This window comes from uncultured Winogradskyella sp. (assembly GCF_947496485.1).
Lineage (GTDB): Bacteria > Bacteroidota > Bacteroidia > Flavobacteriales > Flavobacteriaceae > Winogradskyella.
Genome location: NZ_CANMCZ010000008.1, coordinates 16,244 through 31,126, shown reverse-complemented (window position 1 = coordinate 31,126; position 14,883 = coordinate 16,244). Strand labels below are relative to the sequence as shown.

Below are 14,883 nucleotides of genomic sequence, written 5' to 3'. Positions count from 1 at the left end.
GAATAATTGAGAAATTTCTATGTTATTAATTGTTAAAATCTATATCATTCAAATTACTTAATGTTCTCTAGTATAACTTTTTAGTTTTTCAATTTTATTGAAAGATTATGAGTGCTTATTTCCGAAAAATCTGAAATAACAATATTTGCTAAACTATAATCTTGACCTAAAGAGTGCTCACTTCTAAAACCTGTGCAAAAAATACCGGCTGCATGAGCTGCTTTTATACCGTTTGTAGAATCTTCAATTACCATACATTCAGACTTTTTGAAGCCTGTTGATTTGGCCGCTTTAATGAAAATTTCTGGGTGTGGTTTCGATTTTTTTAAATCTGCTCCGCTAAATTTTGCAGAGAAATATTGATTAAGATTAAAGCGTTTAAAGATTTGATTGATCCCATCCATCGAAGCAGAAGAAGCTACTACTAATTTTATACCATTATCATAATAATCTATTATGCAATCTAAAACACCTTCAATTAAAGTTAGCTCATCATCATTTTCAAATAAATATTTATAGTGCTTACGTTTTAAGCTCATTAAGTTTTCAGGTGAATCACTTAGGCCAAAATGTTCAACGAGACGCTTACAAATATTTATAGTAGATTGCCCTGTAAAGGATTCATACAAAGTTGAATCAACTTTGATATTTACATCCTCAAACATTTGATGATAGGCTTTTCTATGTAGTGGCTCTGTATCTACTATGACACCATCCATATCAAATAAAACTGCTTTAAGCATAGATCGAGATTTAAGCAGGCGAAGATAAATATTATAAGTTGTAATTTCACTACCTATAAATATTCATACTATGGCAAAAAAAGGACGTGAGAAAAACACAGCTAACAAAGCCAAGCATAGCAAGCTGATTGCTCAAAAAAAGAATAAAATTAAATCTAAAGAAGCTGAGCGCAAAGCACGTTTAAAAGCTATTGTTGAATTAGCAAAAACTAAAAAAGCAAACAATACTGAATAACTTTAAAGCGCATTATTTATAATATCTTGGACCACTTCAGGATTTAATAATGTACTCGTATCACCTAACTGATCTGTTTCATTACTAGCAATTTTCCTCAAAATTCTTCTCATTATTTTACCAGAACGCGTTTTAGGCAAACCTTCTGTGAATTGAATTTTATCTAGTTTTGCAATTGGACCAATTCGGTCTGTAATTAATTGATTAATTTCTTTTTTTAGATTATCATGATTTCTACTCTCTCCACTATCTTTAAGTGTAACATAACCATAGAGTGCATTTCCTTTAACATCGTGAGGAAAACCAACAATAGCAGATTCTGCAACTGCAGGATGTTCATTAATAGCATCTTCAATTGGTGCTGTTCCTAAGTTGTGACCAGAAACAATAATAACGTCATCTACTCTACCTGTAATTCTGTAATAACCCACTTCGTCTCTTAATGCACCATCACCAGTAAAATACATGTTTTCAAAGGCTGAAAAATAAGTATCTTTATAGCGCTGGTGATTTCCCCAAATTGTTCTTGCCATTGAAGGCCAAGGAAATTTTATACATAAACGACCATCAACTTGATTTCCTTTTATTTCTTTCCCTGCTTCATCCATTAAAGCTGGTTGAATTCCAATAAATGGTAAGGTAGCATATGTTGGTTTTGTTGGTGTTGAAAACGGAATCGGAGTAATCATAATACCTCCTGTTTCTGTTTGCCACCAAGTATCTACTATTGGGCTTTTCTTTTTGCCTATATTTTCATCGTACCAATGCCATGCTTCTTCATTAATAGGTTCTCCTACAGTTCCTAAAACTTTTAGAGATGATAAATCATATTTTTCTACAAACTCTGTACCTTGTTTTGCTAAAGCTCTAATGGCAGTTGGTGCTGTGTAAAATTGATTCACTTTATGCTTTTCTACAATATCCCAAAAACGACCAAAGTCTGGATAACTAGGCACACCTTCAAACATTACTGTAGTTGCCCCATTAGCTAAAGGGCCATAAACAATATAACTATGACCAGTAATCCAACCAATATCTGCTGTACACCAATACACGTCATCATCTCTATATTGAAATACGTTCTTAAACGTGTATGCAGTGTAAACCATGTAACCACCACTAGTGTGCATCATACCTTTAGGCTTTCCTGTTGAGCCAGATGTATATAATATAAATAATGGATCTTCTGCATCTAAGATTTCGGCATTACAATCACTGTATGCATCATCCAAAAGCGGTTTCAACCAAAAATCACGACCGTCTTTCATATTAATATCAGAATTAATACGCTTCGCTACTAGAACAGATGCTATGTTTGGACAGTCTTCTAAAGCTTCATCAACAATACCTTTTAAGTCTATAGTTTTTGCACCACGATAAGAACCATCTGAGGTAATTACCATTTTGGCATCACAATCATTTATTCTTGTAGACAATGCTGTTGAAGAAAAGCCTGCAAAGACAACTGAATGAATAGCTCCTATTCTTGCACAAGCCAAAACTGAAATTGCCAATTCAGGAATCATTGGTAAATAAATACAGACCCTATCCCCTTTTTCTATGCCTTTTTCTTTAAGCACGTTAGCAAATCTACAAACGCGCTCATGCAACTGTTTGTATGATATATGCTCTGCATCTTCGTTTGGGTCATTGGGTTCAAAAATAATTGCTGTCTTATCTCCTCTTGTGGGCAGATGTCTGTCTAGACAATTTTCTGTGATGTTGAGCTGCGCACCTTCAAACCATTTGACCTCTGGTTTCGAAAAATCCCAACTTAAAACATTGTTCCACTTTTTTCTCCATACAAAATGCTCTTCAGCAATTTCTTCCCAAAATTGTTCTGGATTTCTGACTGATTTTCTGTAGACTTGAAAGTATTCTTCAAACTGTTTTATATGGTAATTACTCATTTAATTAGTGATTTAAAGCTTCTTTTGCACCACTTGGAATTCTTATATTTTCCACAATGTCTTGAACCTCTTGAGGTGGTGCTTTAGTAAATTTCATAATGGTTATTGAAACGATAAAGTTAAGCAACATGGCAATAGTACCAAAACCTTCAGGAGAAATTCCGAACCACCACTCACTTTTGCTAGGAAGAACGTCATCAAGCCAACCCAATTTGTACTTTATCATATACAAAAGCATACTTACTATACCTACAATCATTCCTGCAATAGCACCTTCTTTATTCATTCGTTTATAAAAAATCCCTAGAATAATAGCTGGAAAAAAAGATGCAGCAGCTAAGCCAAAAGCTAAAGCGACAACTGCAGCTACAAATCCAGGAGGATTAATTCCGAAATAACCAGCTATACAAACTGCACCAACTGCAGACAAACGCGCAGCGATCAGTTCCCCATTTTCAGATATAGAAGGTTTAACTATTTTCTTTATTAAATCGTGAGATACAGAAGACGAAATCACTAGTAAAAGTCCAGCAGCTGTAGATAATGCAGCAGCTAAGCCACCAGCAGCAACTAAGGCAATAACCCAATTTGGAAGCTTAGCAATTTCAGGATTTGCTAATACCATGATATCTCGATCTATGTATAATTCATTTTTAGTGCTTAGATTCGGTTGATTAAAATCAAATTTTCCATTCTCACCTTTTATAAAAGCATCACCAGCCAAATACTGGATATTACCATCTGAATTTTTATCAGTAAATACTACTAATTCTGTTTCTTCCCATTTCTTAAACCATTCTGGTACCTTAGCGTAAGGTTGATTTGAAACGGTTTCAATCATGTTAGTTCTAGCAAAAACAGCAACGGCAGGTGCAGAAGTATATAATATAACTATAAGCAGCAAAGCAATACCAGCAGATTTTCTTGCATCCTTTACACGCTTCACGGTGAAAAATCGAACTATAACATGCGGTAAACCAGCTGTACCAACCATAAGTGCTAAAGTAATTGCAAATACATCAATCATCGATTTCGAACCTTCGGTATATTCTGCAAAACCTAGTTCCGTACTGAGACCATCTAATTTATCTAATAAATAAGTTCCTGATCCATCACTCAATTCACTTCCAAACCCCAATTGTGGAATAGGATTACCCGTCATTTGAATAGAAATAAAAATTGCAGGCACCATAAATGCAAAAATCAGAACACAATATTGGGCTACCTGTGTATATGTTATCCCTTTCATTCCTCCGAGAACAGCATAAAATAACACAATTAACATTCCAATAATAACACCTGTATTAATATCGACTTCCAAGAATCTTGAAAATACAATACCTACTCCACGCATTTGCCCTGCAACATAAGTAAATGAAACTAGCAACGCGCAAAATACAGCAACTATACGAGCTGCTTTAGAATAATAACGATCACCAATAAAATCTGGAACTGTAAATTTTCCAAACTTGCGTAAGTATGGCGCCAAGAGTAAAGCTAAAAGAACGTAACCGCCTGTCCAACCCATTAGGTAAACTGCTCCATCATAACCTGCAAAAGAAATAATACCTGCCATTGAAATAAAGGATGCCGCACTCATCCAATCTGCTGCGGTAGCCATACCATTGGCTAAAGGAGAAACGCCTCCACCGGCAACATAAAATTCTCTAGTAGAACCAGCTCTAGACCAAATGGCAATACCAATGTAGAGTGTGAATGTAAGTCCGACTAAAATGTATGTCCAAGTTTGTACGTCCATTTCGGTTGTAAGAAATAGTCTATTCATCATAGCCATATTTTTTATCGAGCTTATTCATTAATCTTACATAAACAAAAATTAAAATAACAAAGACATACATTGAGCCTTGTTGTGCAAACCAAAAGCCTAATTTGAAACCCCCTATTTTAAATGTATTTAACTCATCTTTAAATAAAATTCCAGCGCCATAAGACACAATAAACCATATAACCAATAAGATTAATACGTACTTTATATTGTCTCTCCAATAGGCTTTTGCATTATTGTCGGTTTTCATTTTTTGCTTGTTTTAGTCTATTAGTGTATGACTTTAGTTCTTTAACCACTTTTGGAGCTAAAATTATCGTAGCAACCATAGTTGGTATTGCCATAAATGCAAATACTCCATCGATGAAGTTAATCATAGCTTCAAATTCCGTGGTCGCAGCTAGAATGATGCTTGAAATATATAGGTAATTATAGTAGTGCTTTTTATCTGCACCAATTAAAAAAGACATACATTTTGTACCATAATAAGCATAGCTGAAAAGTGACGATATGCTAAATATAAAAACACAAAGCATTAATAAATACTGACCATGCGGAAGCGCATCTTTAAAAGCTGAGGCCGTAAGACTCACACCATTATCAGTCGTCGTTTGCCAAACTCCGGTTACTAGTATTGCTAAAGCCGTAAGTGTACATACAATTAAGGTATCTATAACCGGTCCTAGCATAGCAACTAAACCTTCTCTAACTGGCTCATCAGTTCTAGCAGCACCATGAGCCATAGGAGCAGTTCCTATACCAGCTTCATTAGAAAAAGCACCACGTTTTATACCCAAAAGGATTAAAGCGCCTAACATGCCCCCAAACATTGCATCTCCTTTTATATAATTAGCTTCAAAAGCATCTGTGAAAATCATGATAAAATATCTAGGCACTTCGGAATAATTAATACCAAGAATTAAAAGCACTAGAACAAAATATAACAACACCATTGAAGGCACCATTTTAGAAGCTATAGCACTTATGCGTTTTATACCACCAAGAATAACAATTGTAGTAAAAAGTACTAAAACTGCGGCGATGATGAGATTAGTATTAAAGTTTACTTCTACTCCATTCGGAATTAAAATAATATCATTTATGGCTTGTTTAAGCTGATTAACATTTACAACAGGCAAAGCACCAAGCATACCAAAGATGCTAAACATTACTGCTAAAAATTTCCAGTTCTTGCCTAAACCTTCTGTTATAAAATACATTGGTCCACCTTGTAACTCACCATTACTATCTTTTCCTCTATATAATATTGCTAAAGTAGATGTGAAAAATTTTGTGCTCATACCAACAATAGCACTTACCCACATCCAAAACATCGCACCAGGACCTCCAACTGAAATAGCTAAAGCCACACCAGCAATATTACCCATACCAATAGTAGATGACAATGCGGTTGTTAAGGCTTGAAAATGAGATATTTGACCAGCAGCGTTTGGGTCGTCATACTTTCCACGTAGTACACTAATAGCGTGTCCGATATAGCGAAATGGTAAAAACTGTGAACGGATTAATAAATACAATCCACCTCCAATTAATAAAATAAGCAATGGTAAACCCCAAGCAAATGATGAAAAATCTTTGAGTAGTTGGTTAAGTGACTCCATAGGTTATAAATGTAGTAAACCCTTTAAACTTATGGAATAATGTTTACAATTAATTTTTGAGTTATTGATTTTAAGATTGGAAAACATTAACTTCGCTTATATGGCTTAACTTTTATAAGTATAGTCATGATATAGATAATCAAAACTAATTTTTTTACAGTATGAAAACTAAAACATTAATTATTGCCTTAATATTATCAATAGGCATATTCACAGCTTGTACAGATAAGAAAAAAACTAAAGAGAAAACCGAAGTTGAAACCGAAATCATATCTGAAGAAAGCAAAACTACAGCCGAAGAGACAATTGATGAAGACGAAAAAAGAAGACTCGATAGTATTCGTCAGGTGAAAGAGCATGGACATGCACACTAATTAATATTAAATGAAATTAGTAAAAATAGCTACTCCATTGATAGCCATACTTTGCTGTCTTGTTTCAGTTTCTGCCTATGCACACGGTGTAGATGAAGAGACACAATCATTTTTGACAACCAATAAAGGTGTTGCTTTTGGGCCTTTTCTTTATATAGGCGCTAAACATATGATTACAGGTTACGACCACTTACTTTTTTTAGTGGGTGTTATCTTTTTCTTATACAGAACAAAAGAAATTATTATCTATGTAAGCTTCTTTACCATTGGACATAGTGCTACACTTTTATTTGGTGTTATGGCAGATATAAATGTAAATGCCTATTTAATTGATGCTATAATTGCCTTATCCATTGTCTATAAGGGTTTTGACAATTTAGGAGGATTCAAAAAGATACTTGGAAAGCAGCCGAACACTAAAGCAGCTGTTTTAATTTTTGGGTTATTTCACGGGTTTGGACTTGCAACTAAATTGCAAGAGTTTGAGTTTGATAAGGAAGGGCTTTTTGTTAATTTACTAGGCTTCAACTTAGGTGTAGAAATTGGTCAATTTTTAGCATTAGGATTAGTACTATTAATCATTTCATTTTGGCGACAGTATAATAGTTATCTTAAATTTTCCAAAATCACCAATATATTTCTCATGGCAGCTGGGTTTTTATTACTTGGCTATCAATTAACAGGATACTTTATTTCTTAACACATAATAATATGACAATAAATAATCAACCAAACTTAAATAAGGGTCAGTTATTAAAATCACTAATTATTGCTATAATCATTGGAGCGTTAGTATTCGTAACTGCTGTTTTACCTGCAGAGTATGGTATTGATCCTTTAGGAACTGGTAAACTACTTGGTTTTTCTAAATTATATTCGGGAAATGAGCAAGCCGAAAATTATGAAAGCTATTCTAATTTGAATTTCAAGAAAATAAAAATGGAAAAATTAGGCTCCCCAAAGAGTGTGCCTAAGCCTAGTGAGGCTAACAATCTACCTCCAAAACTTCAATATCCTGAAAGAGAAGATACTATAGAAGTCGTAGTGCCAGCTGACAAAGGGATTGAATATAAATTTAAAAGTCTTAAATACGGCAGTACAAAATACGAATGGTCTTTAGATAAAGGTGTTGTTTATATAGATTTTCATGGAGAAGTAAAACAAGATAACCCTCCAAAAAATGTATTTTACGAAAGTTATACTCTCGCTTATTCTAATAACATGGCAGGAACATTCACTGCACCTTTTGAAGGAAAACATGGTTGGTATTTTAGAAACGAAACCAACGAAGATATCGTCGTGACTATAAGACTAAATGGACAGTATGAATTGCTCAAATAAAGTGACGAGTAAACCCCTAAAAAAACTAAATTACAATTTCTGGCTTTATTAAATATTACTATGTTTATATTAAATTAATGAAATAAATATGCTTGGACTATTATTACTGTATTGGATTGGCAAATATTTTTACAAATTAGCAGAAGAATATAATAAAAGTAAATGGGGATTTTCAATTTTAGGAATTGCGGTTTATTATGCTGGGATTATATTAGCGAGTTTTACAACAGGAATTGTAATCGGCATTTTCTATCCTCAAATGTTAGAGAACACTAATGAAACTGTGCTTGGTTTGTTCATGCTACCTTTTGGAATCTTAAGCTGTTATCTATTATATATAATTTTAGAAAAGACTTGGAAGAAAGCTAAGTCGGATGAGAATAGGTTTTTAAATCAAATTAGCGAATAAGGACAAATCTACTAATTGTGCTTAGGTATTAAATTTTTTAAATGAGAAAATGGCAAATAAGCTATAGAATAACGTATTATTCTCTAAATCTTACCTTTGTATTTCAACAGAATATTATTTGAGCGCAAAACGTCTATATTTTATTGATGCTGTAAGAGCATTTGCCATTTTAATGATGCTTCAAGGTCATTTCATAGATACGCTTCTAGATATGTCCTATAGAGATTCTAGCAACATGGTTTTTAAAACTTGGGAATACTTTAGAGGGATTACCGCACCTACGTTTTTTACCATTTCGGGTCTAATATTTTCTTATCTACTCATTAAAGCAAAACACCGTGGCAACGAGAAAAAGCGAATGCGAAAAGGTTTGCTAAGAGGATTGATGCTTATTGGCATAGGATACTCACTTAGAATTCCAGTTTTCGAGTGGCTTATTGGTAAATTCAATGGTTATTTTTTAATTATTGATGTTCTACAATGTATTGGTCTATCCTTAATAATTATTGTTCTTGTATATCGATTAACCTTTAAGAAAACGCTCATATTCTCTATATTAATGTTGTTGATTGGGATTACTATATTTATTACAGAACCTCTATATAGAAGCTTAGAATTGACTAATGTCCCTGATATATTTGCCAACTATTTATCAAAGTCTAATGGTTCAATTTTTAATATCATTCCTTGGTTTGGTTATGTGGCTTTTGGAGGCTTTATTTCTACTCTATTTTATAGATTTGTAGAACGCCCACGTTTTAAAATTGCTATAGTATCTGGTTTTTTTGTTGTAGGTATCCTGTTGATTACTAAATCATCTTGGCTGTTAATGCAACTCTACTTTATTACAGATATAGAACTACTAAAAGATGTAGCATATTATAATTATCTGTTTACCAGATTTGGAAATGTTTTAATTCTTTTTGGATTATTCTATGCTGCAGAAAAATATATTAAACAACCCATTATTCTAAAAATTGGACAGAAAACACTTTCTATTTATGTTATTCATTTTATAATTATTTATGGAAGTTATACAGGCATAGGATTACATCAGGTTATAGGTAAAACTTTAGTTCCTTGGCAAGCCATTATTGGAGCATTAATATTTTTAACTACGGTTTGTTTTATTTCTTTTCATTATGTTAAAACCAATAAATTTATATACTCTAGTGCTAGAAACATTATCGATAAAGTAAAAAAATACACAAGATAGAACACCTAAAAAAAGAGTATCTTTAAGTCCTTAAATCATACAACTAATCATGAAATTATATAAAATTATAAGTGTTACACTACTAACCATTTTAATGTCTTGCAATAGAATTGTAGATAAAACTAAAGAAGGTATAAATAGAGGTGGTGAGGTTGTTGGTGAATCTGCTACAGAATTTTTTGATGGTGTATCCGAAGGTGTAGACAAGACATTAGATTGCGAAATTTTACTTTCCCAAAATCTTGTAAATAAAGGTTTAAAAAAAGGTGTTTATAATATTGAAAGTCAACCTATTGGAAACAACAATAAACTTACTTTATATTTGATTTTTGATAAAGATTTTAGCAAGGAAATAATGGCTAAAGCATACAATACTAAAGGACAAGAAATAGGAAGGGCTAAAACAATTATTGAAGGAAAATCTGGAGATGCTGCATATTTTGATTTTGAATTCGATGAGCGTACAGATATAGGTTTTAGAAATAAAATTACAATTCAATAATTATGGAAACTACAATTGAAAATTTTTATAACGCTTTTTCAAATTTTGATGCAGATACTATGATCACATACTATCATGATGACATTGTTTTTGAAGATCCTGCCTTTGGTATTTTAAGAGGAGAACGAGCTAAAGCCATGTGGCAAATGTTATGTCAATCACAAAAAAAGAAGGGTCAAAACTTTAAAGTTGTTTACTCAGATATTAAAGCTTTTGAGAATAGAGGTTCAGCGCATTGGGAAGCCTTTTATGAGTTTAGTAAAACTGGTAGAAAAGTTCATAATAAGATTGATGCACAATTTGAATTTAAAGATGGTTTAATTATCAAACACATCGATTACTTTAATTTACACAGTTGGGCCAAACAAGCTATAGGAATAAAAGGCTTACTGTTCGGAGGTATGGGTTTTTTCAAAACGAAATTACAAAAACAGACCAACTACCTGCTAGATAAGTTTATAGAAGAAAAAAAGCCATCTTCTTAGCGGTAGATAGCTTTTTTTATTAGCAATGTTTCTTTTTAGTGACTTAAGAGTTTACTTTATGTTTCATTGCATAATATCTAATACAAATCTTATGCCAAAGATTATTTGTTTTTAAAGTTAAATATTTGAAATGAAATCAGGTTATTCTACGACACCATTGGCAAAAAAATTAGGTCTAAAAGCAGATTTTAAAATCTATCTATATCAAGCACCAGATCATTATGTCGATTTATTCGATAAACTACCTGATAGCTTAGAATACACAAAGACTTTAGACGTTGTAAAATTAGATTTCATCCATGCCTTTTTCACTTCAAAAGAAGCTTTAAAAATGATGATTCAAAAATTAAAAAATGGCTTAAAACAAAATGGGATATTATGGGTAAGTTGGCCAAAAGGTGCTTCGAAAATTGAAACTGATGTTAATAGAGAAATTGTAAGATCTGCTGTTTTAGAAACGGGATTGGTAGATGTTAAAGTAGCAGCAATAGATGAGGATTGGAGTGGGCTTAAATTCATGTATCGACTTAAAGACCGAAACTAAATAACTAACTATAATCCTTCACCTTACCTTCTACTCCTTTGTAAAATGATTTCATGAATTTAAAATCGGCCTCCATATCATCTGTAGGATAAAAAGGTTCCGACACATTGTTTTGCTTGTTCTTAAAATCTAAGGTGTACATCATTATTGGCACTTTAGCCGCTTTAGCAATATAATAAAATCCCGTTTTCCAATTTTCAACCTTCTTTCGCGTACCTTCTGGAGCTAATGCTAAACGAAATTCATCTTCATCTTTAAACAGTTTTGCTATGGCCTCTACCTTATTTTGTCCAGAAGTTCTGTCTAAAGCTTTTCCTCCAACTGCTCTAAAATAATAGCCAAACGGCCAAGTAAAAAGTTCTTTTTTACCAACAAAATTAGTTTTTACACCAACAACTTTTCGTAATAATACTGAAATAGCAAAATCGTACCAACTCGTATGCGGAACAGCTATAATAACAGCTTTTTTAATTTTGTCTTTAGAAAAATTGATATTACCAGCAACTTTCCAACCCAATAATTTAAAGTAAATAAATTTAGCTAACCAGCGCATCTTACATTTTTTTGTAGAGCTCTAAAAGTTTTTGCCTTGTTATGGTAGTCCTCCAATTTTTACCAATAGCATTTTCCCAAAGTGGCACTAAGCTTAATGCTACATCAATCATTTTATCAAATTCGTAGTCTTCTAAATTGGCACAGATACCTTGAGGTAGCTCAATATTATGCTTAGCTTTCATTTTCTTAAATAATGTAACACCTTCAGGGTAATAATCTTCTAAATGATCAAAAACAATACAATTACCTATGCCATGCTTTATTCCCAAAAGATAACTGAGTCCGTAGCTCATAGCATGTGCAACTCCAACTTGTGAGTAAGCAATGCTCATACCACCATGCCAAGATGCCATCATTAATTTGTCTTGCGCTTCTTCTTTGCTTAGAGTATCTTCTAAGAATATTTCTTTACAAAGTCCAAATGCCTTTTCTCCATAACTCTGACTAAATGCATTTAAAAATGTACCATTGAGTGACTCTATGCAATGTACGAAACAATCCATACCTGTATAAAACCATTGATTCTTTGGAACATTCTTAGTTAATTCAGGATCTAGTATTACCTGATCGAAAGGTGTATGGTCACTGTTGATACCCAATTTGCGTTCTGGACCAGTTAAAATTGTAGTACGAGAGACCTCAGCACCAGTTCCAGAAATTGTAGGAATACCAACATGGTAAATCGCAGGATATTTAATTAAATCCCAACCTTGATAATCTTTAGACTCACCTTTATTGGTTAGCATTAAAGACACAGCTTTGGCAATATCCATAACTATACCTCCACCTATACCAATAATACCAGATGGTAATTCGCTATACTCAAGAATTATATCCTCAACGAGTTGATCTATTTGAGACGTTTTTGGCTCTTCTTTTGTTGGTACATAAATGATTTTATCCTTGTAGGACAATGTTATTCTAGAAGTTAACCAATGATTACCTTTGAAGACATCATCGACATAAAATATAAATGGTGCATCTCGATTCTTTCGTTTTGGCGCTAAAATCTCATCTAATTGATTGAAACTTCCGCGTCCGAAAACGACTCGAGACACCATTGGATAATTTTTATATATCATTTACTTTATTGCTTTGACAAAAATAACAACTTAGTTTATTTTTTAGTACTGAAAAAATCTAAAATTTCCGCTAAATTATTTACGGTTTTATAATCAGATCCATTTGTTTCTTTTTTGGTAACCTTCTCATGCTGCCAAGTTGTATGAAAAGGAACATGAATAGCTTTCGCTCCAATATTTACTAATGGCAAAATATCAGATTTTAAGGAATTGCCTACCATTAAGAAAGCCTCAGGTTCAATATCTAAATGCTTTAATAATTTAGAATAATTAGCTTCTTGTTTTTCACTCAAAACTTCTATATGATGAAAATATTTTAATAAACCAGATTTTTCTAATTTTCGTTCTTGATCTAATAAATCACCTTTAGTAGCCACAATTAATCTGTAATCTTTTGATAAGACCCTAAGTACTTCTTCAACTCCATCGAGCAACTCGATTGGTTTATTAATCATGTCTTTACCTATCTTCAACATTTCTGTAACAACCTTATTAGAAACTGTTCCGTTAGATAGTTCAATGGCAAGCTCAATCATAGACAAAATGAATCCTTTAACTCCATAACCGTATGTAGGAAGATTTTTAATTTCTATCCTAAAGAGTTCCTGATCTATCTTATTGGGTGTTTCGTAATGAGATAACAATAAACCTGCTGCTTCTTCCGCTGCTCTAAAATAGGTTTCGTTTACCCAAAGGGTATCGTCTGCATCGAAGCCTATTACTTTTATATTTTTATAATCTACTTCCACAAACGCTTCGCTTTTTCTAAATCCTCTGGTGTATCAATTTCAACTCCCTGTACTTCAGTCTCTACCATTTTAATACGCTTTCCATATTCCAAATACCGAATACATTCTATTTTTTCTGTTGCTTCAAGAAATTGCATTGGTAATACTGCAAAATCTAATATGGCATCTTTTCTGAATGCATAGATACCTTTGTGTTTAAAATATCGTGTCGCCACATCCTTATCTCTTGGAAATGGAATCGGGCTTCTAGAAAAATATAAAGCAAAATTATTCTGGTCAACAATAACTTTTACCGTGTTTGGATTGTTAATTTCTTCCCAATCCTTAATTTCTACCATCAAGGATGCCAAATCAATTTCCTTATTCACATCGCTTTTAAATACCTCTAAAACACTATGTAAACTCTGACGCTCTGTAAACGGCTCATCACCTTGTACATTAACTACAATATCACAATCTACATTTGCTACGGCTTCTGCTATTCTATCACTGCCAGATTCGTGCTCCTTTACACTCATAATAGCTTTTCCACCATTATTCACAATTTCATTGAAAATAATGTCACTGTCAGTAACTACATATACTTCACTAAAAAGTTTCGTCTCGACAGTAGCCTCATAGGTTCTTAAAATCACTGATTTGCCTGCTAAATTTTGCATCAATTTACCTGGAAATCGCGATGCACTAAAACGTGCAGGAATCATGGATATAATTTTCATTTATAGAATTTGTGTAAATTCAAAAATACATTTTTAAGATGATTTTGGTCGGTTTGGACGTATCTTTTTATAAAGCTTATAAATCATGTAGAATATAAAAGCAACTAGAATTATTGCCACTATTGGCAAAAAGATAGAAACTATGGACATTACAATGGACGTAGCTGTTTCTATTGTTGATACTAACGGATTTGCAAAACCAGCAGTTGAAACTGTTGAACCTAATCTTGTAGCACTAGTCGAACTTTTTACGGCTGCTGCTGTACCTCCACCAGCAATTATAGCCAATGCCCAAGTAATTACTGGACTTAGATCTGCAACTGTCGATACCATTACTGCTGTACCAGCAATAGTTGCCAGTGGAATAGCTATAGTATCTAAGGCATTATCAACTACCGGAATATAGTAGGCTACAATCTCAACCAAAGTAGCAATACCAAGAGTGATTACAGCTGTTGAACTACCTATCCATAACCAAGATTCATTAAGATCCCATTTGCCAAAATAGGTTGCTAAACTTAAAGCAAACAAAGGCAAGAATACTCTAAAACCCACAGATGCAGCAAGTCCGACACCTAAGAACACACTAATAATAGTTTCAGTTGTCATAC

The 14,883-nt window shown here is 33.1% G+C and carries 19 protein-coding genes; 9 read left to right on the top strand and 10 right to left on the bottom strand.

Annotated features, from left to right (window positions below):
- Positions 1 to 80 precede the first annotated feature (80 nt).
- Positions 81 to 743: an HAD family phosphatase gene (locus Q0822_RS17295; RefSeq protein ID WP_299126149.1), complete on the bottom strand. Its 663-nt coding sequence runs from the start codon at positions 741 to 743 to the stop codon at positions 81 to 83.
- Between the two features lie 70 nt (positions 744 to 813).
- Here Q0822_RS17295 and Q0822_RS17290 point away from each other — a divergent pair, with 70 nt between their 5' ends.
- A complete protein-coding gene (locus tag Q0822_RS17290; protein ID WP_299126147.1) occupies positions 814 to 978 on the top strand; it encodes a hypothetical protein in 165 nt (54 codons plus the stop codon).
- Between the two features lie 2 nt (positions 979 to 980).
- On the opposite strand, the gene acs is transcribed toward Q0822_RS17290, so the two are convergent.
- Genes acs through Q0822_RS17270 form a run of 4 tightly spaced genes read right to left on the bottom strand, consistent with a single transcriptional unit; the run spans position 981 to position 6,296 of the window.
- The gene (gene acs, locus Q0822_RS17285; protein ID WP_299126145.1) at positions 981 to 2,888 is read right to left on the bottom strand and encodes an acetate--CoA ligase; all 1,908 of its coding nucleotides are present in this window, start codon (positions 2,886 to 2,888) and stop codon (positions 981 to 983) included.
- Between the two features lie 4 nt (positions 2,889 to 2,892).
- Positions 2,893 to 4,647: a sodium:solute symporter family protein gene (locus tag Q0822_RS17280; RefSeq protein WP_299126271.1), complete on the bottom strand. Its 1,755-nt coding sequence runs from the start codon at positions 4,645 to 4,647 to the stop codon at positions 2,893 to 2,895.
- Between the two features lie 19 nt (positions 4,648 to 4,666).
- Entirely contained in the window at positions 4,667 to 4,924 is a 258-nt protein-coding gene (locus Q0822_RS17275; protein ID WP_299126143.1) for a DUF4212 domain-containing protein, read from the bottom strand.
- A complete protein-coding gene (locus Q0822_RS17270; RefSeq protein ID WP_299126141.1) occupies positions 4,908 to 6,296 on the bottom strand; it encodes an alanine/glycine:cation symporter family protein in 1,389 nt (462 codons plus the stop codon). The genes Q0822_RS17275 and Q0822_RS17270 overlap by 17 nt, the downstream gene beginning before the upstream one ends.
- Positions 6,297 to 6,457: 161 nt before the next feature.
- On the opposite strand from Q0822_RS17270, the gene Q0822_RS17265 reads away from it, so the two are divergent.
- The 8 genes from Q0822_RS17265 to Q0822_RS17230 all read left to right on the top strand — a co-directional run bounded on the left by Q0822_RS17265 (position 6,458) and on the right by Q0822_RS17230 (position 11,167).
- Positions 6,458 to 6,670 (top strand): hypothetical protein, encoded by a 213-nt coding sequence (locus Q0822_RS17265; protein ID WP_299126139.1) that lies wholly within the window; start codon positions 6,458 to 6,460, stop codon positions 6,668 to 6,670.
- 10 nt (positions 6,671 to 6,680) lie between these two features.
- Positions 6,681 to 7,370 carry a HupE/UreJ family protein gene (locus tag Q0822_RS17260; RefSeq protein ID WP_299126138.1) on the top strand — a complete coding sequence of 230 codons (690 nt, stop codon included), beginning with the start codon at positions 6,681 to 6,683 and terminating at the stop codon, positions 7,368 to 7,370.
- A gap of 11 nt (positions 7,371 to 7,381) precedes the next feature.
- A complete protein-coding gene (locus Q0822_RS17255) occupies positions 7,382 to 8,011 on the top strand; it encodes a hypothetical protein (protein ID WP_299126137.1) in 630 nt (209 codons plus the stop codon).
- Positions 8,012 to 8,099: 88 nt separating this feature from the next.
- Entirely contained in the window at positions 8,100 to 8,420 is a 321-nt protein-coding gene (locus Q0822_RS17250; protein ID WP_299126135.1) for a hypothetical protein, read from the top strand.
- 118 nt (positions 8,421 to 8,538) lie between these two features.
- Entirely contained in the window at positions 8,539 to 9,636 is a 1,098-nt protein-coding gene (locus Q0822_RS17245) for a heparan-alpha-glucosaminide N-acetyltransferase domain-containing protein (protein WP_299126133.1), read from the top strand.
- 49 nt (positions 9,637 to 9,685) lie between these two features.
- Positions 9,686 to 10,138 (top strand): hypothetical protein, encoded by a 453-nt coding sequence (locus Q0822_RS17240; RefSeq protein WP_299126131.1) that lies wholly within the window; start codon positions 9,686 to 9,688, stop codon positions 10,136 to 10,138.
- A 2-nt stretch (positions 10,139 to 10,140) separates the two neighbouring features.
- Positions 10,141 to 10,623 (top strand): nuclear transport factor 2 family protein, encoded by a 483-nt coding sequence (locus tag Q0822_RS17235; protein WP_299126129.1) that lies wholly within the window; start codon positions 10,141 to 10,143, stop codon positions 10,621 to 10,623.
- A 130-nt stretch (positions 10,624 to 10,753) separates the two neighbouring features.
- Positions 10,754 to 11,167, top strand: coding sequence for a DUF3052 domain-containing protein (locus Q0822_RS17230; protein WP_299126127.1), 414 nt, complete (start codon positions 10,754 to 10,756; stop codon positions 11,165 to 11,167).
- Between the two features lie 4 nt (positions 11,168 to 11,171).
- On the opposite strand, the gene Q0822_RS17225 is transcribed toward Q0822_RS17230, so the two are convergent.
- Genes Q0822_RS17225 through Q0822_RS17205 form a run of 5 tightly spaced genes read right to left on the bottom strand, consistent with a single transcriptional unit; the run spans position 11,172 to position 14,881 of the window.
- A complete protein-coding gene (locus Q0822_RS17225) occupies positions 11,172 to 11,720 on the bottom strand; it encodes a 1-acyl-sn-glycerol-3-phosphate acyltransferase (protein WP_299126125.1) in 549 nt (182 codons plus the stop codon).
- A 1-nt stretch (position 11,721) separates the two neighbouring features.
- On the bottom strand, positions 11,722 to 12,804 hold the full coding sequence (locus tag Q0822_RS17220) for an iron-containing alcohol dehydrogenase family protein (protein WP_299126123.1): 1,083 nt from the start codon (positions 12,802 to 12,804) through the stop codon (positions 11,722 to 11,724).
- A 35-nt stretch (positions 12,805 to 12,839) separates the two neighbouring features.
- On the bottom strand, positions 12,840 to 13,553 hold the full coding sequence (locus Q0822_RS17215; protein WP_299126121.1) for an HAD family hydrolase: 714 nt from the start codon (positions 13,551 to 13,553) through the stop codon (positions 12,840 to 12,842).
- Positions 13,544 to 14,257, bottom strand: a complete 714-nt coding sequence (kdsB, locus tag Q0822_RS17210) for a 3-deoxy-manno-octulosonate cytidylyltransferase (RefSeq protein ID WP_299126269.1) — start codon at positions 14,255 to 14,257, stop codon at positions 13,544 to 13,546. Before kdsB ends, Q0822_RS17215 begins: the two co-directional genes overlap by 10 nt.
- Positions 14,258 to 14,305: 48 nt before the next feature.
- Entirely contained in the window at positions 14,306 to 14,881 is a 576-nt protein-coding gene (locus Q0822_RS17205) for a DUF4126 domain-containing protein (RefSeq protein WP_299126118.1), read from the bottom strand.
- Positions 14,882 to 14,883 lie beyond the last annotated feature (2 nt).